At 62.5% G+C, this 21326-nt stretch carries 18 protein-coding genes; 17 read left to right on the forward strand and 1 reads right to left on the reverse strand.

Features of this window, described 5'->3' with window-relative positions; genetic code table 11:
• Positions 1 to 31 precede the first annotated feature (31 nt).
• The 15 genes from zapE to SJI03_RS18755 all read left to right on the forward strand — a co-directional run bounded on the left by zapE (position 32) and on the right by SJI03_RS18755 (position 18611).
• A complete protein-coding gene (zapE, locus tag SJI03_RS18685; protein ID WP_322428183.1) occupies positions 32 to 1129 on the forward strand; it encodes a cell division protein ZapE in 1098 nt (365 codons plus the stop codon).
• Between the two features lie 19 nt (positions 1130 to 1148).
• Positions 1149 to 1868, forward strand: coding sequence for a hypothetical protein (locus SJI03_RS18690; RefSeq protein WP_322428184.1), 720 nt, complete (start codon positions 1149 to 1151; stop codon positions 1866 to 1868).
• A gap of 137 nt (positions 1869 to 2005) precedes the next feature.
• Positions 2006 to 2206 (forward strand): YdcH family protein, encoded by a 201-nt coding sequence (locus SJI03_RS18695; protein WP_034752051.1) that lies wholly within the window; start codon positions 2006 to 2008, stop codon positions 2204 to 2206.
• A gap of 43 nt (positions 2207 to 2249) precedes the next feature.
• The gene (locus SJI03_RS18700) at positions 2250 to 4304 is read left to right on the forward strand and encodes an ATP-dependent DNA helicase (protein ID WP_416208767.1); all 2055 of its coding nucleotides are present in this window, start codon (positions 2250 to 2252) and stop codon (positions 4302 to 4304) included.
• A 270-nt stretch (positions 4305 to 4574) separates the two neighbouring features.
• Complete coding sequence (locus SJI03_RS18705; protein ID WP_099380780.1) at positions 4575 to 5180, forward strand: toll/interleukin-1 receptor domain-containing protein; 606 nt, start codon at positions 4575 to 4577, stop codon at positions 5178 to 5180.
• A gap of 19 nt (positions 5181 to 5199) precedes the next feature.
• Complete coding sequence (locus SJI03_RS18710; protein ID WP_322428185.1) at positions 5200 to 7653, forward strand: tetratricopeptide repeat protein; 2454 nt, start codon at positions 5200 to 5202, stop codon at positions 7651 to 7653.
• A gap of 94 nt (positions 7654 to 7747) precedes the next feature.
• Complete coding sequence (gene surE, locus SJI03_RS18715; protein WP_099380781.1) at positions 7748 to 8485, forward strand: 5'/3'-nucleotidase SurE; 738 nt, start codon at positions 7748 to 7750, stop codon at positions 8483 to 8485.
• Positions 8486 to 8494: 9 nt separating this feature from the next.
• On the forward strand, positions 8495 to 9385 hold the full coding sequence (locus SJI03_RS18720) for a protein-L-isoaspartate(D-aspartate) O-methyltransferase (RefSeq protein ID WP_099380782.1): 891 nt from the start codon (positions 8495 to 8497) through the stop codon (positions 9383 to 9385).
• A 42-nt stretch (positions 9386 to 9427) separates the two neighbouring features.
• Positions 9428 to 10348, forward strand: a complete 921-nt coding sequence (locus SJI03_RS18725; RefSeq protein WP_322428348.1) for a peptidoglycan DD-metalloendopeptidase family protein — start codon at positions 9428 to 9430, stop codon at positions 10346 to 10348.
• A gap of 8 nt (positions 10349 to 10356) precedes the next feature.
• Entirely contained in the window at positions 10357 to 11388 is a 1032-nt protein-coding gene (rpoS, locus tag SJI03_RS18730) for an RNA polymerase sigma factor RpoS (protein ID WP_322428186.1), read from the forward strand.
• 130 nt (positions 11389 to 11518) lie between these two features.
• Positions 11519 to 12862, forward strand: a complete 1344-nt coding sequence (rlmD, locus tag SJI03_RS18735; protein WP_099380785.1) for a 23S rRNA (uracil(1939)-C(5))-methyltransferase RlmD — start codon at positions 11519 to 11521, stop codon at positions 12860 to 12862.
• Between the two features lie 397 nt (positions 12863 to 13259).
• Positions 13260 to 15185 carry a glycosyl hydrolase family 18 protein gene (locus tag SJI03_RS18740; RefSeq protein ID WP_322428187.1) on the forward strand — a complete coding sequence of 642 codons (1926 nt, stop codon included), beginning with the start codon at positions 13260 to 13262 and terminating at the stop codon, positions 15183 to 15185.
• 78 nt (positions 15186 to 15263) lie between these two features.
• Positions 15264 to 16304 carry a cupin-like domain-containing protein gene (locus SJI03_RS18745; protein ID WP_322428188.1) on the forward strand — a complete coding sequence of 347 codons (1041 nt, stop codon included), beginning with the start codon at positions 15264 to 15266 and terminating at the stop codon, positions 16302 to 16304.
• A gap of 272 nt (positions 16305 to 16576) precedes the next feature.
• Entirely contained in the window at positions 16577 to 17737 is a 1161-nt protein-coding gene (gene cfa, locus SJI03_RS18750; RefSeq protein WP_416208773.1) for a cyclopropane fatty acyl phospholipid synthase, read from the forward strand.
• A 28-nt stretch (positions 17738 to 17765) separates the two neighbouring features.
• The gene (locus SJI03_RS18755; protein WP_322428190.1) at positions 17766 to 18611 is read left to right on the forward strand and encodes a LysR family transcriptional regulator; all 846 of its coding nucleotides are present in this window, start codon (positions 17766 to 17768) and stop codon (positions 18609 to 18611) included.
• A gap of 59 nt (positions 18612 to 18670) precedes the next feature.
• On the opposite strand, the gene SJI03_RS18760 is transcribed toward SJI03_RS18755, so the two are convergent.
• On the reverse strand, positions 18671 to 19357 hold the full coding sequence (locus SJI03_RS18760) for a Bax inhibitor-1/YccA family protein (protein ID WP_034752039.1): 687 nt from the start codon (positions 19355 to 19357) through the stop codon (positions 18671 to 18673).
• 221 nt (positions 19358 to 19578) lie between these two features.
• Between SJI03_RS18760 and ndk the strand changes: the two genes are divergently transcribed.
• Both ndk and rlmN read left to right on the forward strand, forming a co-directional pair.
• Positions 19579 to 19995: a nucleoside-diphosphate kinase gene (gene ndk, locus SJI03_RS18765; RefSeq protein ID WP_034752036.1), complete on the forward strand. Its 417-nt coding sequence runs from the start codon at positions 19579 to 19581 to the stop codon at positions 19993 to 19995.
• 125 nt (positions 19996 to 20120) lie between these two features.
• Complete coding sequence (gene rlmN, locus SJI03_RS18770) at positions 20121 to 21296, forward strand: 23S rRNA (adenine(2503)-C(2))-methyltransferase RlmN (RefSeq protein ID WP_034752035.1); 1176 nt, start codon at positions 20121 to 20123, stop codon at positions 21294 to 21296.
• Positions 21297 to 21326 lie beyond the last annotated feature (30 nt).

A 21326-nucleotide genomic window follows, 5' to 3' on the forward strand; every position in this document is an offset into this window, starting at 1 on the left:
GCCGGCGCCCTTGTGCGTTAAAGCGAATCCCATGAACGTAGAAGAGTTTTACCAGCACGCGTTGCAGAAGCGTGATTTCAAGGCCGATGCCGCCCAGCGGCGCGCGGTCGACCGCCTGCAGCTGTGCCATGACGAGTGGGTGGCCTACAAGGGCCAGCGCTCGAGCACCTTCAAGCGCCTGCTGAACCGTCCTGCCGTGCCGAAAGGCGTGTACATGTGGGGTGGGGTGGGGCGCGGCAAGTCGTTCCTGATGGATAGCTTCTATTCGGTCGTGCCCCTGGTGCGCAAGACGCGATTGCACTTCCACGAATTCATGCGCGGCGTGCACCAGCAGCTCGATGAATTGAAAGGCGTGGCCGACCCGCTCGACGAGGTGGCCAAGCGCATCGCCAAGAAATACCGCCTCATCTGTTTCGATGAATTCCACGTCTCCGACATCGCCGACGCGATGATCCTGTACAACCTGCTGTCGGCCCTGTTCGCCAACGGCGTGTCCTTCATCATGACCTCGAACTACGATCCGGACCTGCTGTATCCGGACGGCCTGCACCGTGACCGCATGTTGCCGACCATCGCGCTGCTCAAGGACAAGCTCGACGTGATGAACGTCGACGCCGGCGTCGATTACCGGGGCCGCGCACTGGAACAGGTGGAAAGCTATTACACGCCGCTGGGCGCCGATACCGACAAGGCCCTGCGCGACGCGTACACGCGCATCGCCGAGACGGCCGACGAAGACGCGCGTATTCGCATCGAGAGCCGCGAAATCCATTGCCTGCGCCGCGCCGGCGGCATCATCTGGTTCGATTTCGCCACCCTGTGCGGCGGTCCCCGCTCGCAAAATGATTACCTGGAAATCGCCAGCCGCTTCCATACGGTGATATTGTCCGGCATACCGGCCATGTCGGCGGCGCAGTCGTCCGAGGCGCGCCGCTTCACGTGGCTGATCGACGTGTTTTATGATCAGAAGGTCAAGCTGATCATGTCGGCCGAAGTGGCGCCTGAAGAGCTGTACACGAACGGCATGCTGGCCAACGAGTTTCACCGCACCGTTTCGCGTATCATCGAGATGCAATCGCGCGAATACATGGAAAAAGAACAGCGCGGCGCGGCCGACGCGATCGTTTGAGGCAGGGATAAGGAACATGATGGCAAATACACTATACAAGCTGGGTGCGGTGCTGGGCCTGGTCCTGGCCCTGTCCGCCTGCGCCCACCAGGGCGCCGCGGCACTGGATGAAGTCGGCGCGCCGCAGGTGCCCGCCACCTTGTCGGTGGACGAGGCGGACGCCAAGCTGAAGCAGGTCGCCAGCGAGCGCGCGGCGGCGGAAAACGAGTTTGCCGCGCGCGAACTGGAGTGCTACGACAAGTTTTTCGTGAATAACTGCCTGGACACGGCCAAGGAAAAGCGCCGCCTGATCCTCGTGCGCCTGCGCGCCGTCGAAGCGGAAGCGAATTACTTCAAGCGGGCCGAGTCCGTGCGCCTGCGCGATATCGACCTGGCCCGCACGCAGGAAAGTGCGCGTCTGGACGCCGAGCAGCGGGCCGCGGCCCTGCCCAAGCCTGTGAAAGTGGTCGCGCCCGAGCCGGCGCCGCCCAAGCCGCAAGGCAAGAGCGTTGCCGAGCGCGAAGCCGAGCATGCGGCAAAGGTGGCGAAGCAGGCTGCCGCCGATGCCGCCGACGCGCCGCGCCGCGCGGCCCGCGAAGCGCAATATGCGAAAAAACAGGCTGACGCCGTGGCGCGCCAGAAACGGGTGGCGCAACGCCTGGCCGAGCGCCAGGCCGAAGCGCAGGCCAAGGCGGCCAAGGCGGCCGCCGCCGCTGCCAGCACGCCGGCCGTTGCTGTACCTGTGCCGCCTGTCAAATAAGACCACCGCGCAGGGGCATGCCGGAAATGGCGTGCCCTAACGCGCGCGGCAGGTTAAACTACGCACGATGGCTGCCTGCGTACGCTGCACGCCCCGGTTTCCCAACACTGTCACCAACACTGCCTGGAACGCAACACATGAGCGATGCACAGCAAATAGAGCGGCGCCTGATTGAACTCAACGTGGAACACCGCGACCTCGATGCCGTCATCGAGTTGCTGATACTCGATGGCCACCATGACGAGTTGCAGCTGCGCCGCCTGAAAAAGCGCAAATTGCAATTGAAGGATCACATCACCTTGCTGAAAATGCAGTTGGTGCCCGACGTTCCCGCCTGAGGGGCGCCAGTAGCGTCCAGTCCAGCCTTCACCTAAGTATATTTTGACCGATCACAATTTATTGCCAGTAAACCCAGATGGCCAGCCTGCTGTCTTGCCAGCCGATGTGCCAGCCGAACCGCAGGCGGCGCCTGGCAAGCACGATGCCGACATCGAGCGCCTGTTCGGCGCCGGCGGCCCGCTCGGTCCGGCCGTGGGCAGCTACAAGCCGCGCCGTTCGCAAACGGAAATGGCGAAAGCCATCGCCAGCGCCATCGACAGCCAGACGACCCTGATCGCCGAGGCAGGCACGGGCACCGGCAAGACCTTCGCCTACCTGGTGCCGGCCCTGATGTGGGGCGGCAAGACCATTGTCTCCACCGGCACGAAGAACTTGCAGGATCAATTGTTCCTGCGCGACATCCCCACCGTGCGCGCCGCGCTGCAGGCGCCCGTTTCCGTCGCCTTGCTGAAAGGCCGCTCGAACTACGTCTGCCACTATCACCTGGAACGCACCCTGCAAAACGGCCGCATGACGTCGCGCGACGACGTGGGCCATTTGCGTGAAATCTCGCGTTTCATCAAGATGACCAGCTCGGGCGACAAGGCCGAGCTGACCAAGGTGCCGGAAAACGCCATGATCTGGAACCTGGTGACGTCCACGCGCGACACCTGCATGGGCGCCGAATGCCAGTACTACCAGGATTGCTTTGTCATGAAGGCCCGCAAGGAAGCCCAGCAGGCCGATGTGGTGGTGGTCAACCACCACTTGTTCTTTGCCGATGTGGCCCTGAAGGATACGGGCGTGGCGGAATTGCTGCCCTCGGCCAACACCATCATCTTCGATGAGGCGCACCAGCTGCCCGATACGGCCACCTTGTTCTTTGGCAACACGGTATCGACCTCGCAAATCCTGGAGCTGTGCCGCGACGTGCTGGCCGAGGGACTCGCGCACGCGCGCGGCATCGACTGGGCCAAGACCGTCACGGTGGTGGAAAAGGCGGCACGCGACCTGCGCTTGACCTTCCCGCAGGATATCGTGCGCCTGTCCCTGCCGCAGATTGCCCCGTCGAGCGATTTCTTCCCTGCGCTCGACACCCTCAAGGATGAGCTTGACGGCATGGTGGCCGTGCTGGAAACCCAGGCGGAACGGGCGGAAACGCTGGAGCAGTGCCGCGTGCGCGGTGTCGAGCTGGCGCAGCAGCTGAGCGGCTGGAAGTTCGATCCGAAGGCGAAAGTGGCGGCCGGCGAAGAAGCCGTGTTCTGGGTGGAAGCGTTTTCCAGCTCCTTGCAATTGCATAAAACACCGTTGTCGATCGCGCCAATCTTCAACAACCAGCGCGAAGGCACGCCACGCAGCTGGATCTTCACGTCCGCCACCCTGGCCGTGAAAAACGACTTCAAGCATTTTTCCGAACAGATGGGCTTGACGGGCGAACCGTCGCATACGTGGCCGTCGCCGTTCGACTATGGCCAGCAAGGCTTGCTGTTCGTGCCGCAAAACCTGCCGCAACCGAACTCGCTGGGCTACACGGATGCCGTCATCGACTGCGCCCTGCCCATCATCGAGGCGGCCGGCGGTCGCACCTTCTTCCTGTGCACCACCTTGCGCGCCGTCAAACGGGCCGCCGAGCGCCTGGCCGACGAATTCAAGCAGCGCGGTTTGAACTTCCCCCTGTTCGTGCAGGGAGAAAAGGGCCGCACGGAATTGCTGGACCAGTTCCGCGCCGCCGGCAACGGCGTGCTGATCGGCAGCCAGAGTTTCTGGGAAGGCGTCGACGTGCGCGGCGATGCCTTATCTCTGGTAATCATCGACAAGCTGCCGTTCGCGCCGCCCGACGACCCCGTGCTGGCCGCGCGCATCGAAGTGATGGAAAAGCAAGGCAAGAACGGTTTCATGCACCACTCGCTGCCGGAAGCCATCATCAACCTGAAGCAGGGTGCGGGCCGGCTGATCCGTGACGAGGGCGACCGGGGCGTGCTGATGATCTGTGATCCGCGCCTGATCTCCAAGCCATATGGCAAGCGCATCTGGCAAAGCCTGCCGCCGTTCAAGCGCACGCGCGACACGGCTGAAGTGGTAGAGTTCTTCCGCAACCTGCCCGCCAAGGGCGCTTAAGTCCTTGTTGCCGGCGCCTTCCGCGCGCCGGCATATTTCCCTTTGTTATCAAGCGAGTAGCGTTTTTTGTGCGGCGCCGCCTTGCGCGCCTGGCATGCCAGAAATCGGCGTGATCGCGCCAGTTTCTGGCTTTCTTGCGAATGTCCAGGACGCCAGACACATCTTTGCGCCAGCGCAAACAGGCCGTTGCTCAGCGGTCTACAGTGACTTCATGCCTCGTGGGATCAAGGCGCGGCGATGGCAGGGCCGCACGGGGAACAGGGGGATGCCATGGAGATCCGCTACGGCTGTTTCTTGAGCTACGCGCACGGCCAATATGCGTACATGAACAAGTTCAAGAATGACCTCATCGAGGCGCTCGCATGCTATCTGGAACCGCACCTGGACCGCGAGGAAGTCCTGTTCATCGACAGCGAGCAACTGGGAGGCGGCGACGATATCGACCTGCGCGTGGCGCGCGCCATGTGCCAGAGCGTCTGCATGATCGTGCTGTACACGCCTAAATATGAAGCGCACGGCTACACGCGGCGCGAATTTGCCGCCATGCAACTGATCGAGCAGGAGCGGCGCGCCTGGTATGAACTGCCCAGCCATTTGATTATCCCCATCATCATGACGCGCCATCCCGACGGCTTGCCGCCGCAAATCACGGAATCGGGCCTGTACGTCGATTTCTCCGGCTACACCCTGGCCAGCGGCGACCTGAAATCGAATCCGCAGTACCTGCCCGACATAGAACGCATCGTGCAGCGCATCGCCACGCATTACCACTTGCTCAAGCGGTCAACACCGCCCGGCCACGATTGCAGCCGTTTCGTGTTGCCCGCTATTCCGCCGGAATGGCGCGCCATTCCGCCTCCCCACTTTCCGCGTTAATCACGTAAAAGGTCCTGTCATGGAATGCCAACGCCTCTCCCTGCCACCTTTGAGCGCCCCTGGCGAAGTCGTCACCTTCTATTCCTACAAGGGCGGTACCGGCCGCACCATGGCCCTGTCGAACATCGCCGTCCTGCTGGCGCGCCGCGAAAACGCCAGCGTGCCCGTGCTGATGCTGGACTGGGACATGGAAGCACCGGGCCTGCACCACTATTTCGAACAGCACGAGGAGCGCCCGGGCGTGCTGGAATTCTTTGAGGCGTGCCGCCAGCAGCTCGAACGCCTCAGCCTGGAGACGGGAGGCAAGCGCGGCTCGGTCGCCGACGATGTCGCCCTGGCCCAGCGCGTGCTCGATGCCATCGACTGGCAGCAATACGTGGTGCGCGTCGACCAGGGCAGCCCGCTGTACCTGATGCGCGCGGGGCGCTTCGACGCCAGCTACAGCGAGCGCCTGGCGCAGATGCGCTGGGATCAGCTGTTCGACAGTTGCCCGGCCCTGTTTCGCTGCTTCGCCGATACCCTGGCCCAGCATTTCCGTTATGTGCTCGTCGACTCGCGCACGGGCCGCACGGACAGCGCCGGCATCTGCACCACCTTGCTGCCGAAAAAACTGGTGGTGGTCTTCACGCCGAACCGGCAAAGCCTGGAAGGCGTCGATGCACTCGTCACGCGGGCCATCGAGTACCGCCGCAGCCATGAAGACGAACAGCGTCCGCTGCTCGTCTACCCCTTGCCCTCGCGCATAGAAATGGGCGATGGCGCGCAGCGTGCCGAGTGGCGCCGCGGCGACGCGCACAAGGGCATCGCCGGCTTCCAGCCCATGTTCGAGCGCCTGCTGCGCACTTCCTACGGCTTGCCGCAGATCGCCCTCGACAGCTATTTCGACGAAGTCCAGCTGCAGCAGACGAAAACCTTTGCCTATGGCGAGCAGTTGGCCGTGCGCATCGATCAGGGCGGCGACCGCTTTTCCCTCACGCGCACCTTCGAAGCCTTTTTGCACTGGCTGACGGGCGGCTACTTCCCCTGGCAATCGAGCCGCGAAATCGCCTTGCTGGGCGCCATCAGCGAAGCGCGTCAGGCTTTGCTTGCCGAACCGGGCCGCGCCGTGGCCCTGCCGCTGGCGCGCGACCTGGCCCGTCTGGGCGAGCTGTACCGCAAGGATGGCCGCAGCGGGCAGGCGCTCGAGGCCTTCCGCCAGAGCGTCGAGATCCGCGTGCGCCTGCTGGGCGAGGAGCATCCCGACAGCCTGGCGTGCAAGAGCGGCATGGCGCGCCTGCTGCGCCAGCTGGGCAAGCTCGAGGAAGCCCGCTTCCTGGAAGAAGACGTGCTCGACGTGCGCGAACGTGTGCTGGGCAGCGAACATCCCGACACCCTGGCGGCCCGCGCCTGCCTGGCGAAAACCCTGTTGCTGCAGGGGGAACTGGCGGCGGCGCTGCTGCTGCAGGATGCGGTGCTGGCAAGCTACGCGCGCCAGCTGGGCGGCGAGCATCCGCTGACCCTGGAAGCGATGGATGGCCGCGCCGCCACCTTGCTGCGCATGGGCCGGCTGGCGCAGGCGCAGCAAGTGCTGGCCACGGTGGTGGCGGCGCGCGAACGCCTGTTTGGCGCTGAGCATGGCGATACCTTGCGCAGCAAGCTGGCCCTGGCGCAGGCGCTGGGGCGCGAAGGCGACCTGGAAGGCGCGCGGCGCCTGTTCGTTGCCGTGCTACAGGCGCAGGAGCGGCGCCTGGGCGGCGACCATGCGGCCACCCTGGCCACGCGCGATTTGCTGGCCGACATCGTGGCCGGGCAGGGTGACTGGGCCGGCGCGCGCCAGTTGCACGAAGACCAGGTGGCGGCGCGCGAGCGCACGCATGGGCTCGACCATCCGGAAACCCTGATGAGCCAGCGCAAGCTGGCCGAGGCGCTGTTGCGGCGTGGTGAGCTCGATGCGGCGCGCAGCGTGCAGGAGCAGGTGCTGGAAGTGCATGCGCGCCTGCTGGGCGAAGACCATCTCGATACCTTGCACAGCAAGACGCAATTGGCCGGTACCTTGCAGCAGCAGGGCGACAGCGAGGCGGCGCGCCTGCTGGAAGACGCCGTGCTCAGCGGCAGTGACCGGCTCCTGAATGCGCCCGTCACGGGGCATGCGGACAGCGTGCTGGACGGTGCGCGGCATTTGCAGGAAACCATCCTGGCCGGGCGCGCCAGCGGGCACGAGGGCGCGGAGCCGGATACCCTGGTCAGCATGATCTCCATGCTGCAAGGCATGATCGAGCGCGAACAGTATGCGCAGGCGGGCGAACTGGCCGAACATTTGAAGTCTTGCCTGCTGCGTCCGGGCGTGCCGGGCAAGCTGCGCCGGCGCGGCATGGCGCAGCTGAAAAGAATGTACAAGTTGCAAGGCGATTTGAATGCCTTGCTGGCCTTGCAGGAAGATGAAGTGCAGGCGCTGGAAGGGGCATTGTCCGAGGCGCGCATCGAGCAGCGCTGATCCTGTGCGCCATGTCCGCGCGGCAGCACAAATAATGCTGTCTATCGGCGTGCGGCATGCGCAGTGTTGGCATCGCTTCGGGTAAAATCCCGTTATGAGAATTCTTATCAGTAACGACGACGGCTACCTGGCGCCTGGCCTGGCGGCCCTGGCCGACGCGCTCGCACCCATTGCCGACATCGTCGTGGTGGCGCCCGACAGCAACCGTTCGGGCGCCTCCAATTCGCTGTCCCTGGACCGCCCCTTGTCCGTGCACAAGGCCGCCAACGGCTTTTATTTTGTCAACGGCACGCCCACCGACTGCGTGCACGTGGCGCTGACGGGCATGCTCATCGAGCGACCCGACCTGGTGGTCTCCGGCATCAACAATGGCCCCAACATGGGCGACGACACCCTGTATTCGGGCACCGTGGCGGCCGCCACGGAAGGCTATCTGTTCGGCATTCCCGCCATCGCCTTTTCCCAGTCGCAGTTTGGCTGGGCCAACCTGGACGCGGCTGCCCGCGTGGCCAGGGAAATCGTCGAGCGCCAGTTCGACGCCCTGCAGAAACCGTATCTGCTGAATGTGAACATCCCCGCCATCCCTTACGAGCAAATGCAAGGCATGGCGGCCACGCGTCTGGGCAAGCGCCATTCGGCCGAGCCCGTGATCCGCGCGCTCGACCCCCGTGGCCGTGAAATCTTCTGGATCGGCCCGGCCGGCGCCGCCAAGGAAGGCGGTCCGGGCACGGACTTCCATGCCGTTGAACATGGACAAGTATCGATCACGCCGCTGCAGATCGACCTGACCCATACCACCCAACTCGATGCACTGGCGAAAGGCCTGGCATGACCGCTCACTATGACTGACAAGCCGCGCACCTTCCCCCTTACCCTCGATTCGCTGGCCGGCAAGCCCGCCAGGCCGGGCGGGGGACAGTCGCTGGCCCAGTCCAGGATCGCCACGCCGCAGACGGCCACGCAGAATGCGGCGCAAAACGCGGCGCGCGGCGTGGCGCAGCCGTATGGCGCGCACGCGGCCATCGCACCGTCGCGCGCCCAGGCCATCGCCAATGAGCGGGCGCAGCCGGCGGTGGTGTCGCCGCCACGGCAAAACCCGCTCGTCTCGGAGGCCGTGCGCCGCGCCATGGTGGCCCGCGTGGCGAAGCAGGGCGTCAAGGACCAGGTGGTGCTCGACGCCATGCAGGCCGTGCCGCGCCACATGTTCATGGACGAGGCGCTGGCGTCGCAGGCGTATATCGACGCGTCCCTGCCCATCGGCCACCACCAGACCATTTCGCAGCCATATATCGTGGCGCGCATGATCGAAGTGATGCGCCAGGGCGGCAGCCTGCAGCGCGTGCTGGAAATCGGCACGGGCTGCGGCTACCAGGCGGCGGTGCTGTCGCTGGTGGCGAAAGAGGTGTATTCGATCGAGCGCATCCGGCCCCTGCACGAGCTGGCGAAGGCCAATCTGCGCCCGCTGCGCGTGTCAAATCTGCGCTTGCAGTACGGAGATGGTATGCTTGGCCTGCCGCAGGCGGCGCCCTTCGACGGGATCATCCTTGCCGCAGCCGGCCTGGAAGTCCCGCAAGCCTTGCTGGAACAGCTGGCGCCCGGCGGGCGTCTGGTTGCGCCGGTGGGGGCTAAATTGCAACACTTACAACTCATTACCCGGGTGGGGAAAATGGAATGGACTAGCCAAACCCTGGAAGATTGCCATTTCGTACCTTTGCGCCCGGGCACCATATGATCCCCGGATCAGCTAGCAAGCAGGACATACAATTACATGCGAATGATTAAGAAAAGTAACATACTTCTATGTGGCATCACCTTGGCCGCGCTGTTGAGCGGTTGCGGCACGACGGGCGTCCAGGCGCCCGTCGTGGAGCGCCACCCATCGAGCAGCAGCAGCGCCGCAGCCAGCGATCCGCGCGACCGCGATCCGGCTTATTACACGGTCAAGCGTGGCGATACCCTGTTGCGCATCGCCCTCGAGCACGGGCAGAATTACCGCGACCTGGTGGCCTGGAATGACTTGAGCAATCCGAACGACATCAAGGTCGACCAGGTGCTGCGCGTGTTGCCGCCGAATGGCGATACGGGCGGGGCGCAAACGTCGGCCATCGTCATGCCGCCGGTGACGGAAGTCAAGCCGGCCGCGCCTGTCGTGCCGAAGAAAACGGGTCCGCGTGGCGAGAAGCGCGCGTATTCCGACGCTACCCTGGCCGAGCTGCGCGCCGATGGCGGCAACGGCGACGCCAAGCCTGCGCCGGCCCCGGCAGCAGTTGTAGCCGCCGCACCGGCCGCCGCCGCGGCAGCCCCTGCGGCATCGGCGCCTGGCGACGAGAAGATCAGCTGGATGTGGCCTTCCGAAGGCAAGGTCATCGGCACTTTCGACGAAGGCAAGAACAAGGGCGTCGATATCGCCGGCAAGGCGGGCCAGCAGGTCGTGGCCGCCGGCGCGGGAAAAGTCATGTATGCCGGGAGCGGAATCCGTGGTTATGGTAATCTTGTCATCGTGAAGCACAGTAATAGTTTATTGTCGGCGTATGCGCATAACCGCAGCATCCTGGTGAAGGAAGGGCAGAACGTCAACAAAGGCCAGGCCATCGCCGAAATGGGCGATTCCGATGCCGACCGCGTGAAACTGCACTTTGAAATCCGCCAGCAAGGCAAACCTGTCGACCCATCGAAATTCCTGCCTAACCGTTAGGTAAAGCAATGACACACGCGCCGCACGACCAGCTGGACGATGACCCGGAACTGCCGGAAGACGGGGCAGACGAAGTCGTGACGGACGATGCCGGTGAACTCGACGGCATTGACGCCGTCGACGCCGTCGACGCGGGCGAGGTGGCCAGCGTAACCGTGTTGGTCGAAAGTGTCGATGAACTGAAAAAGGTGCTGGCGGCCGAGCTGTCGACCGATACCACGCAGCACTATCTGAACCAGATCGGCACGCGGCCCCTGCTGACGGTGGCGCAGGAAGTGCATTACGCCACCCTGGCCAAGCAGGGCAATTTTGAAGCCCGCCAAACCATGATCGAGCACAACCTGCGCCTGGTCGTGTCGATCGCCAAGCATTACATCAACCGCGGCGTGGTCTTGCTCGACATGATCGAGGAGGGCAACATCGGCCTGATGCGCGCCATCGACAAGTTCGAACCCGAACGCGGTTTCCGTTTCTCTACTTATGCCACCTGGTGGATACGCCAGAGCATAGAGCGCGCCATCATGAACCAGGCGCGCACGGTGCGCCTGCCCGTGCACATGGTGCGCGAACTGAACCAGATTTTGCGCGGCAAATACCACCTGGAAGCCCAGCACCACGATGGCAAGGATGCCACCGCGGAAGATATCGCCCACCTGGTGGGCCGTCCCGTGGAAGAGGTGCAGGATATCCTGGCCCTGTCCGAGCACGCCACTTCGCTCGACGCGCCGCTCGACAACGATCCGCAGTCGTCGTTGATGGACATGTTGCCCGGCGCCAGCGAAGACAGCCCCGACGCGCGCGCGGAACACCATGAAATGACGGTGCTGGTGCGCGACTGGCTGACCAAGCTGCCCGACAAGCAGCGCGTGGTGATCATGCGCCGTTTTGGCCTCGACAATGACGATCCCGCCACCCTGGAAACCCTGGCCGAGGAAATGGGCGTGACGCGAGAGCGCGTGCGCCAGATCCAGCAGGAAGCCCTGATTAAACTGAAGCGGGCCATGGCGGCGCGCGGCGTAGTAAGAGATTCCCTTTTGTAATCCCCTGGCCCGGCTGTCGCGGGCCCGCATCTGCTATCATACGCCCCGCTCGCGGCGCCTGACCTTTCCCCCGTTCTTTCAAGTTCCAGCGCGGCCCTGCGTCCTGGCCCACTCTTACCTATTGATCGCTATGCAAGAAAATATCATCGAAATCAAATCGCTCGACATGGACGCCCGCGGCGTTGGCCATATTGAAAACGAAGACGGCTCGCCGGGCAAGGTCGTGTTTGTCGAAGGCGCATTGCCGGGCGAGCGCGTCAGCTTTGTGACGTTCAAGAAAAAGAAGAACTGGGAAATGGCCCGCATGACGGCGCTGCACCGCGAATCATCGATGCGCGTGACGCCCAAGTGCAAGCATTTCGACAATTGCGGCGGCTGCTCGATGCAGCACCTGGAGCCGTCGGCGCAGGTGGCGATCAAGCAGCGCGTGCTGGAAGACAACTTGTGGCATATCGGCAAGGTGCGTCCGCAAAGCATCATGCGCCCCATGTATGGCCCGACGTGGGGCTACCGCTACCGCGCGCGCCTGTCCGTGCGCCACGTCAAGAAGAAAGATGCCGTGCTGGTAGGCTTCCATGAAAAGAAATCGGCGTTTGTTGCCGACATGGATAGCTGCGAAATCCTGCCGCCGCATATCTCCGCCATGCTGCTGCCGCTGCGTGGATTGATTGCTTCGCTGTCCATCTTCGACCAGATGCCGCAGATCGAGCTGGCCGTGGGTGAAGACGTCACCGCCATGGTCTTGCGCATCATGGCGCCGTTGACGGCGGACGATGAAACGAAATTGAAGGCCTTTGCCGACGAATACGGCGTGCAATGGTGGCTGCAGGTGAAAGGTCCGGAAACGGCCGTGCCGTTCTATCCGCTCGACAAGCAATTGCACTACCTGCTGCCGGAATTCGGCGTCAAGATGCCGTTCAAGCCTGTCGATTTCACGCAGGTGAACCACCACATCAACCGCGTGCTGGTATCGAAAGCCCTGCGTTTGCTGGAAGTGCAGCCGACGGACCGCGTGGCCGACTTGTTCTGCGGCCTGGGCAATTTCACCTTGCCGCTGGCCACGCAGGGCAGTGAAGTGGTCGGTATCGAAGGTAGCACCACTCTGACGGAGCGGGCGCTGGAAAACGCGCTGGCCAATGGCCTGGCGGAAAAAACCTCGTTTTCGACGCGCAACCTGTTCGAAGTGACGACGGACGACCTGATCGCGCTGGGCCGTTTTGATCGCATCCTCGTCGACCCGCCGCGCGATGGCGCCATGGCCCTGTGCCAGGCGCTGGTCGGTTTGTCGCAAGTGCGTCCTGACCTGCTGCCGAAACGCATCGTCTACGTGTCGTGCAGCCCGTCGACCCTGGCGCGCGACGCCGGCATCCTGGCGCTGGAAGCCGGCTATGTGCTGAGCAAAGCGGGCGTGGTGAACATGTTCCCGCACACTTCGCACGTCGAATCGATGGCCGTGTTTGATCTGCCGCAATAAGTCTGCCTGACACGGCGGGTGGCCAGGCAGGCACCCGCCGTTGCCGTATGTGACGGCACAGCAAGCTCCCCCAATACCACTTACAGCGTGTTATAAAACTGGTCTGTCTTTTCCCGATCCAGCGTCTTTTTTCATCCTTCCTCTGCCGTTTTTTTGCTTGTCCAGTAGGACAACGCGCCGTCCGCCTCCGCCGTTATGCTTTCTTTGTAAAGTGGTATTGCCCACTTTGAGGCCACTTCAAAACCACTTGACCGCCTATTTTTTCAGCAGCATGCTGTTCTTGCAACTGCAAAAAACAAAATCACAGGTAGCTTTTTATTGAAGCAGAGTGGTATTTCCGCAAACCTGAACAGGAGACAACGTGGAAAATTTAATACTCAAAAAAACGATCAGAAACATGATGGTATGTCTGGCCAGCGGTGGCGTGCTGGCCGCATGCGGCGGCGGTGGTGGTGATGCCGGCGCCCCGGCTGGCTCGCAATTGCTGGCGGCCAGCACCGTCGTCGCCTGCGTGCCTTGGCAAGAGGGTGGCACGTATAACGCAGGCACGGTGGTCACTTACCTGGGCGCCAACTACACGGCCCTGGTGACGCAGACCGATCACGTGGGCTCCGGTTGGAACCCCGTTTCCACGCCGAGCCTGTGGAGCGCCGGCGGCACTTGCGACGGCGGCACCACGCCGACGCCGACTCCCACCCCAACGCCTACTCCAACTCCCACGCCAACCCCGACCCCGGCGCCTACGCCGAACCCGACGCCCACTCCGACGCCAACGCCAACCGGCGGCACCTGCGCGCTGGCCTGGGTGGCCGGCACGGCTTACAGCGCGGGCGCCACCGTCAGCTATGCGGGCACGAATTACCGCGCCAACTACTGGACGCAGGGCGACAACCCGTCGACCAGCAGCGGCGCCGCCGGCACGGGCAAGCCATGGACCAGCCAGGAGATATGCAGCACCACGCCGACTCCGACACCTACGCCTACCCCGACACCGACACCGACACCGACGCCGACTCCAACGCCGACTCCGACCCCAACGCCAACGCCAACGCCAACGGGCCGCGAAGTCGGTTCCTATTTCGCGCAGTGGGGCGTGTACGGCCGCGACTATGAAGTGGCGAACGTGCACACGAGCGGCGTGGCCGACAAGCTGACCTTCATCAACTATGCCTTCGGCAATATTTACCCGAAAAACGGCGGCTATGAATGCGCCATGATTACCAAGACGGAGCCGGGCGCGACGAATCCGAATTCGCCGGACGCGGGCACGGGCGGCGATGCCGAGGCCGACTACATCCGCACGCCGAAGCGCACCGTCGATGGCCAGGCGATCCCTTGGGACGCTCCGTTGTCGGGCAACTTCCTGCAGCTGAGGAAACTCAAGGCGGCGCACCCGAACCTGAAGCTGTTCATCTCGCTGGGCGGCTGGAGCTGGTCGAAGAACTTCTCCGTCGGTTCGGCCACGGATGCGCTGCGCAAGCAGATGGTGCGCTCGTGTATCGACATCTACATCAAGGGCAACTTGCCGGTGCAGGGCGGTCGCGGCGGCGCGGGCGCGGCGGCCAACATCTTTGACGGCATCGACATCGACTGGGAATATCCGGTCGGCGGCGGCCAGCCGTACAACACGGTCAGCCCCAACGACAAGCGCAACTTCACCTTGCTGATGGCGGAATTCCGTGCCCAGCTCGATGCGCTCGGTGCAGCCAACGGCAAGCGCTACCTGCTGACGGCCGCTGTCGGTGCGGGCAAGGACAAGATCGACAACACGGAACCGGCCCTGTACTCGCAGTACATGGATTGGATCAACCTGATGACCTACGACTTCCACGGCGGCTGGGAAACGAGCACCAACTTCAACGCCCAGCTGTTTGCCGATCCTGCCGATCCATCGACGGGCATGGCGCGCGAGTACGTGGGCGACAAGGCGGTGCAGTACATGATTGCCGCCGGCGTACCGCGCGACAAGCTGCTGCTGGGCATACCGTTCTATGGCCGCGGCTGGACCGGCGTGGCGCCGGGGCCGAACGGCGATGGCCTGTACCAGGCGGCGACGGGCACGGCGCCAGGCACGTACGAGTCGGGCATCGAGGACTATAAAATCCTCGTGGCCAAGGCCGGCACGCGCTACTACCACCCCGTGACCAAGCAGCTGTACCTGTACACGGGGGCGGGCGGCCAGTGGTGGAGCTATGATGACCCGACCGTCATCGGCACCAAGGTCAAGTACGTGAAGGACCAGGGCTTGCGCGGCGCGTTCTCGTGGGAACTCGATGGCGACGCGAATGGCGTGCTGGCGACAGAGGTGTGGAAAGTGCGGTAATGTTGATGTAGCGTAAGACGCGGCCGGATAGCCATGCTGTCCGGCTGCTTGTTCACATAAAAAAACAGGAGACGGGCGATGGCGGCAGTATCGACATTCGGAGTCAAGCAGCAGCAGGAGCAGCAGGAGCTGAGCCGCGAGTGGCGCAGCTGGATCGCGGAAAACCTCATGCTGGGCAGCCACCCGTCGGCGCTGATGCCTGTGCTGCAACAGGCCGGCATCGCGGAGCCGCTGGCGCGCCGCGAAATCGAGCTGGCGCTGCAGAGTCCCTACCTGGCCGGCGCCGTGCGCCTGTCGAACCGGCTGGCCAAGCGCGACTGGGTGATCGACATCCAGCGCAAGCTGAACCAGCTGCGCCCACCCGAGATTCCCCGCCGCGAGAAACTGACGGCGCAAGAGTTCCTGACGGAGTTCTATTCCACCAACCAGCCCGTCATCATCACGGGCATGATGGACGACTGGCCCGCCATGGCCAAGTGGAGCCCGGCTTATTTCCGCGACCATTACGCGCAGCGCGAAGTGGAAGTGCAGTTCGGCCGAGAGGCGGACGCCCAGTACGAAATGAACAGCGTGGCGCACAAGCGCAAGATGGCGTTCGGCGAATACGCCAGCCTGGTCGAGGGCAGTGGCGCGACCAACGATTTCTACATGACGGCGAATAACAATTCGCAAAACCGGCAAGCCTTGCGCGAGCTGTGGGACGATATCGGCCAGCTGCCCGAATACCTGGAACAGAGTGGCGGCCCCACGGGCTTTTTATGGTTTGGCCCGGCCGGCACCGTGACGCCATTCCACCACGACCTGACGAACAACTTCATGGCCCAGGTCAAAGGGCGCAAGCGGCTGCGCATCATGGCCGCCTGCGAGGTGGCACGCGTGTACAACCAGCGCCACTGTTTTACGCCCGTCGACGGGCGCGACATCGACCTGCGGCGCTATCCGCTGATGGCCGACGTGCAGGTGCGCGAATGCGTGCTGGCACCGGGCGAGATCCTGTTTTTGCCCGTCGGCTGCTGGCATTTCGTCGAAGCGCTCGACGTATCGATGACGGTGGCGTTTACCAATTTCAAATGGGATAACGATTTTTACAGCAAGTACCCGTCGAATCACGACTTTTGATGGTGACATGACTTGCTGCGAACAGCCGCCGTACAGGCGGCTTTTTTCATGCTGCGGAGCGTTTCGTAAGAAAAATATTTCCATAAAAAAATTGATTCAAATCATTTGGCAGCAATTATTTTGATATGAATGACCATGATGTTTCATTATCCAGATGGGCATGGCAGGCGGATAATTTTATGACTGGTGCGTCGCCGGGCATCTGAGTGCATTGCCGGCGCGTGCCAGCACCGACAACCATCTGGAGGCGGCAGGGCATGAACACGCAGCAAATGACACAGTTACAGCAAGCACCAGCAGGTAGTACTGAACTCCAGCTCGACACGCGGCTGACCCGCGAAGCGGCCGAATTGCTGGCCAGGGCCGACATCCATCTGAATGGCCGCGCCGCCTGGGACATGCAGTTGCGCAAACCGGGCGTGCCCGAACGGGCCTTCGCCAGCGGCAACCTGGGCCTTGGTGAAGCGTACATGGACGGCGACTGGGATGCGAAGCAGCTCGATGAATTCTTTTGCCATCTGCTGCGGGCCAGGGTGGCCGACGACGTGCGTCCCATGCGCCTGGCCTTCCACGCCCTGTACGCGCGTCTGTTCAACTTGCAGACGGAGCGCCGCGCCTGGATGGTGGGCAAGGAGCACTACGACCTGGGCAACGCCTTCTATGCGGCCATGCTCGATCCGCGCATGACGTACACGTGCGGCTACTGGAAGGATGCCAGCAACCTAGCTGAGGCACAGGAAGCCAAGCTCGATCTGATCTGCCGCAAGCTCAGGCTGGAACCTGGCATGCGCGTGCTCGACATCGGCTGTGGCTGGGGCAGTTTCATGCGCTATGCGGCGGAAAAATACCGGGTGCAGTGCGTGGGCGTGACGATATCGCAAGAGCAGGCAGCGTATGCGCGCGGCATGCCGGGCGGCGAGCAGCTGGACTTCCGCCTGCAGGACTACCGCGACACCGATGAAAAATTTGACCGCATCGTCAGCATCGGCATGTTCGAGCATGTGGGGCATAAAAATCACCGCACTTTCATGGAAGTGGCGCACCGCTGCCTGGAAGATGACGGCCTGTTCCTGCTGCACACAATCGGCAAAAACAAGCGCCATTCCACGTGCGACCCGTGGATCGACAAATACATCTTCCCGAATGGCGATTTGCCGTCGATCGGCCAGATCGGCGACGCCATGGACGATCTGTTTGTGGCCGAGGACTTGCACAACTTCGGCGCCGACTACGACAAGACCCTGATGGCCTGGCATGCGAACTTTGAGCAGGCGTGGCCACGCTTTTCCGCCCAGCTGGGCGAGCGCTTCCATCGCATGTGGTCATACTATTTGCTGTCCTGCGCCGGCGCTTTCCGCGCGCGCGACCTGCAGCTGTGGCAATGGGTCTTGTCGAAGCAGGGCGTATTGGGTGGTTATGAACGCATTAGTTGAGATGTACGGCAACTGATATGATGGATTGATGGATATCAATCAAGCGCGTACCTTCCTGGAAGTGGCCTCCTGCGGCAGCTTCATCATGGCCGCCGAACGCATGCACGTGACGCAGACGGCTGTCAGCGCCCGCATTCGCACCCTGGAGCAGCAGCTGGGGCGCCAGCTGTTCGTGCGCAACAAGGCAGGCGCGCGCCTGACGTCGGCCGGCGAGCGCTTCATGCGCCATGCGGCCACCATGGTGCAGGTGTGGGAAAGAGCGCGCCACCAGGTGGCCTTGCCGCCGGGGCGCGATGACGCCGTCAGCATCGGCTGCGAGCTGAGCCTGTGGCAGCCGCTGCTCGGCGACTGGCTGATACGCATGAGCCGTGATTGCCCGGAGATCGCCTTGCGCGCGGAAGTCGACAGCCCCGCGCGCCTGCTCGACGCCGTGCACGACGGCTCGCTGGACCTGGCCGTACTGTACAACCCGCCGCAGCGCCCGGGCCTGGCCAGCGAATTGCTGGCCGAGGAAAAGCTGGTGATGGTGACCACGCGCGATGACGGCCAAATGCATGCCGATACGTATGTGTACGTGGACTGGGGGCCCAGCTTCGCGGCCAATCACCAGGCGGCCTACCCGGAGCTGAGCAGCCCGCCCATCTCCATTTCCCTAGGGCCGCTGGCCCTCGTCTACCTGCTGGAGGTGGGCGGCGCCAGTTACTTCCGTATCGGCAGCGCGCAGCCCTATCTCGATGCGGGCCTCTTGTACCGCGTGCGCGACGCGCCAGAATTCTCGCATTCCGCCTACGCCGTCTACGCGGCGCAGCGCGACAACCCGACCCTGGACCGCGCCCGCGCCTGCCTGCTGGAAGTGGCGGAGAGAATCAAGTAGATTCGAAAGACGTAAAAAAGCCGACCCGAGGGTCGGCTTTTATTTTCATGCGCTAGCGCTTAGTCGCGGCTGCCGCCGGCGAAACCGAGCAGTGACAACAGGCTGGTGAAGATGTTGTACACGTCCAGGTAGATGCGCAGGGTGGCCGAGATGTAGTTGGTCTCGCCGCCGTTGATGATTTGCTGCACGTCATACAGGATGTAGGCCGAGAAGATGGCGATGGCGACCATGGAGATCACGATCGACAGTGCCGACAGGCCCAGGAAAATATTCGCCACCGATGCGAGGATCAGCACGATCACGCCGGCGAACAGCCATTTGCCCATGGCCGAGAAGTCGCGCTTCGAGACCGTGGCGATCGTTGCCATCACGGCCAGGATGGTGGCCGTGCCGCCGAATGCCGTCATGATCAGCATGCCGCCGTTCGAGTAGCCGAGCGTGCGCGTCAGGATAGGCGTGAGCATCAGGCCCATGAAGAAGGTAAAGCCCAGCAGGACGGCGACGCCGAGACCCGAGTTCTTGGTTTTTTCAATCGCGTACATGAAGCCGAAGGCGACGGCCATGAAGATGATGAAACCCATGCCGCCGGTCAGCATCGGCAAATGCATTTGCACGCCGATGAAGGCGCCCAGCACGGTCGGGATCATGGACAGCGCCAGCAGCCAGTAAGTGTTGCGCAAGACCTGATGGCGGACTTGCTGCATGCCCCCCGACAGGTCAAAGGTGCGTTGCATGTTCTGATTCATAGTGCCTCCGTGTTGTCAATTCAAATTACTGCTTTACCCAAGGATAGCATGAGGGCCGGAATTTGCCAAAAAAGCAGCTTAAGATTTCATTAAACTCAAGCGGCAGGGAAGGATGCCCCCTGCCTGTCTGGGTAATATGGGGTGGAGTATGGTAAAATCAAAGGTTGATTGAGTTATCAATTTACCGTTTTAAACCTTACTTTTTATTGGAGTTTTCACACATGGCAATCGAACGCACCCTGTCGATCATCAAACCAGACGCAGTTGCAAAAAACGTAATCGGTCAAATCTACTCCCGTTTTGAAAACGCTGGCCTGAAAATCGTTGCTGCACGCATGACCCAACTGTCGCGCGAACAAGCTGAAGGCTTCTACGCAGCGCACAAAGAACGCGGCTTCTTCAAGGATCTGGTCGACTTCATGGTTTCCGGTCCAGTCATGATCCAAGCCCTGGAAGGCGAAAACGCCGTTCTGGCCCACCGTGACCTGATGGGCGCGACCGATCCGAAGAAAGCAGAAAAAGGCACGATCCGCGCCGATTTCGCCGATTCGATCGACGCTAACGCCGTACACGGTTCCGACGCTGTCGAAGCTGCTAAAGTGGAAATCGCTTACTTCTTCCCAGAACTGAAGGCTTAATTGCCTTAGATAACGTTATTTCCTGGCGTTATCTGTGAAATAACTTATCACCCCCTGTTCCCGCTGCGCTGTGGAGTTTTCTCTCCGGATGCGCGCGGGGACGGATTTTTAGAATAGACAAGATCATGAATACGACGACCCTCACCAACTTGCTGGACCTCGATCCCGCGCAACTCATCGCCTACTGCGCCGAGTTGGGAGAGAAACCGTTTCGTGCGAAACAATTGCAACGCTGGATACACCAGTTCGGCGCCTCCGACTTCGACGCCATGACGGATCTGGCCAAGTCGCTGCGCGACAAGCTGGCCACGCGCGCCGAAGTGCGCGCCCCGGCCATCATCAGCGACCACACGTCGACGGATGGCACGCGCAAGTGGCTGGTCGACGTCGGCAATGGCAATGCCGTGGAAACCGTGTTCATTCCGGAAGAAAACCGCGGCACCCTGTGCATCTCGACCCAGGCCGGCTGCGCCGTGAACTGCCGTTTCTGCTCGACGGGCAAGCAAGGCTTCAACCGCAACCTGTCCGTGGGCGAAATCATTGGCCAGCTGTGGATGGCGGAATTCGAATTGCGCCGCACCAAGGGCATCGAGCCGGGCCCGAAAGGCGAGCGCCAGATCACCAACGTGGTGATGATGGGCATGGGCGAACCCCTGCTGAACTTTGAGCCGACCGTCACAGCCCTGAAATTGATGCTCGACGACAACGCCTACGGCCTGTCGCGCCGCCGCGTGACCCTGTCGACCTCGGGCGTGGTGCCGATGATGGACAAGCTTTCGCAGGAAGTGCCGGTGGCCCTGGCCGTCTCGCTGCACGCCTCGAACGATGCCTTGCGCGATGGTTTGATTCCACTGAACAAGAAATACCCGCTGAAGGAATTGATGGCGGCCTGCAAGCGCTACCTGGAATTCGCCCCGCGCGATTTCATCACGTTTGAATACTGCATGCTCGACGGTGTCAACGACAGCGACGAGCATGCGCGCGAACTGCTTGCGCTGGTGCAAGACCGCGAGTTCGGCGTGAACTGCAAGTTCAACCTGATTCCGTTCAACCCGTTTCCCGAGTCGGGCCTGTTCCGCTCGAAAAACCCGCGCATCAAGGCCTTTGCCCAAGTCCTCATGGATGGCGGCATCATCACCACCGTGCGCAAGACGCGCGGCGACGATATCGATGCGGCCTGCGGCCAGCTGGCCGGCGAAGTCAAGGACCGCACCCGGGTGCAGGAGCGCATGGAAAAAATGACTGAGTATCAACAGAAATTTGGCGCCAATTTCGGCAAGATCGTGGAGATCCGCTCCTGATGCGGGGAAGCATGGCTTATCCTGGCGTAC

The sequence above is a fragment of the Janthinobacterium sp. GMG1 genome (assembly GCF_034427795.1).
In the GTDB taxonomy this organism is placed as follows: domain Bacteria; phylum Pseudomonadota; class Gammaproteobacteria; order Burkholderiales; family Burkholderiaceae_D; genus Janthinobacterium.

Bases quoted from the DNA above. Each gene is read 5' to 3' on its own strand.
- SJI03_RS18705 (WP_099380780.1), top strand. From the start codon at position 4,575: ATGGAGATCCGCTACGGCTGTTTCTTGAGCTACGCGCACGGCCAATAT.
- SJI03_RS18725 (WP_322428348.1), top strand. From the start codon at position 9,428: ATGATTAAGAAAAGTAACATACTTCTATGTGGCATCACCTTGGCCGCG.
- ndk (WP_034752036.1), top strand. From the start codon at position 19,579: ATGGCAATCGAACGCACCCTGTCGATCATCAAACCAGACGCAGTTGCA.
- SJI03_RS18745 (WP_322428188.1), top strand. From the start codon at position 15,264: ATGGCGGCAGTATCGACATTCGGAGTCAAGCAGCAGCAGGAGCAGCAG.
- rlmD (WP_099380785.1), top strand. From the start codon at position 11,519: ATGCAAGAAAATATCATCGAAATCAAATCGCTCGACATGGACGCCCGC.
- SJI03_RS18690 (WP_322428184.1), top strand. From the start codon at position 1,149: ATGGCAAATACACTATACAAGCTGGGTGCGGTGCTGGGCCTGGTCCTG.
- rlmN (WP_034752035.1), top strand. From the start codon at position 20,121: ATGAATACGACGACCCTCACCAACTTGCTGGACCTCGATCCCGCGCAA.
- SJI03_RS18740 (WP_322428187.1), top strand. From the start codon at position 13,260: ATGATGGTATGTCTGGCCAGCGGTGGCGTGCTGGCCGCATGCGGCGGC.
- SJI03_RS18755 (WP_322428190.1), top strand. From the start codon at position 17,766: ATGGATATCAATCAAGCGCGTACCTTCCTGGAAGTGGCCTCCTGCGGC.
- rpoS (WP_322428186.1), top strand. From the start codon at position 10,357: ATGACACACGCGCCGCACGACCAGCTGGACGATGACCCGGAACTGCCG.
- zapE (WP_322428183.1), top strand. From the start codon at position 32: ATGAACGTAGAAGAGTTTTACCAGCACGCGTTGCAGAAGCGTGATTTC.
- SJI03_RS18710 (WP_322428185.1), top strand. From the start codon at position 5,200: ATGGAATGCCAACGCCTCTCCCTGCCACCTTTGAGCGCCCCTGGCGAA.
- SJI03_RS18720 (WP_099380782.1), top strand. From the start codon at position 8,495: ATGACTGACAAGCCGCGCACCTTCCCCCTTACCCTCGATTCGCTGGCC.
- surE (WP_099380781.1), top strand. From the start codon at position 7,748: ATGAGAATTCTTATCAGTAACGACGACGGCTACCTGGCGCCTGGCCTG.
- SJI03_RS18695 (WP_034752051.1), top strand. From the start codon at position 2,006: ATGAGCGATGCACAGCAAATAGAGCGGCGCCTGATTGAACTCAACGTG.
- cfa (WP_416208773.1), top strand. From the start codon at position 16,577: ATGACACAGTTACAGCAAGCACCAGCAGGTAGTACTGAACTCCAGCTC.
- SJI03_RS18760 (WP_034752039.1), bottom strand. From the start codon at position 19,357: ATGAATCAGAACATGCAACGCACCTTTGACCTGTCGGGGGGCATGCAG.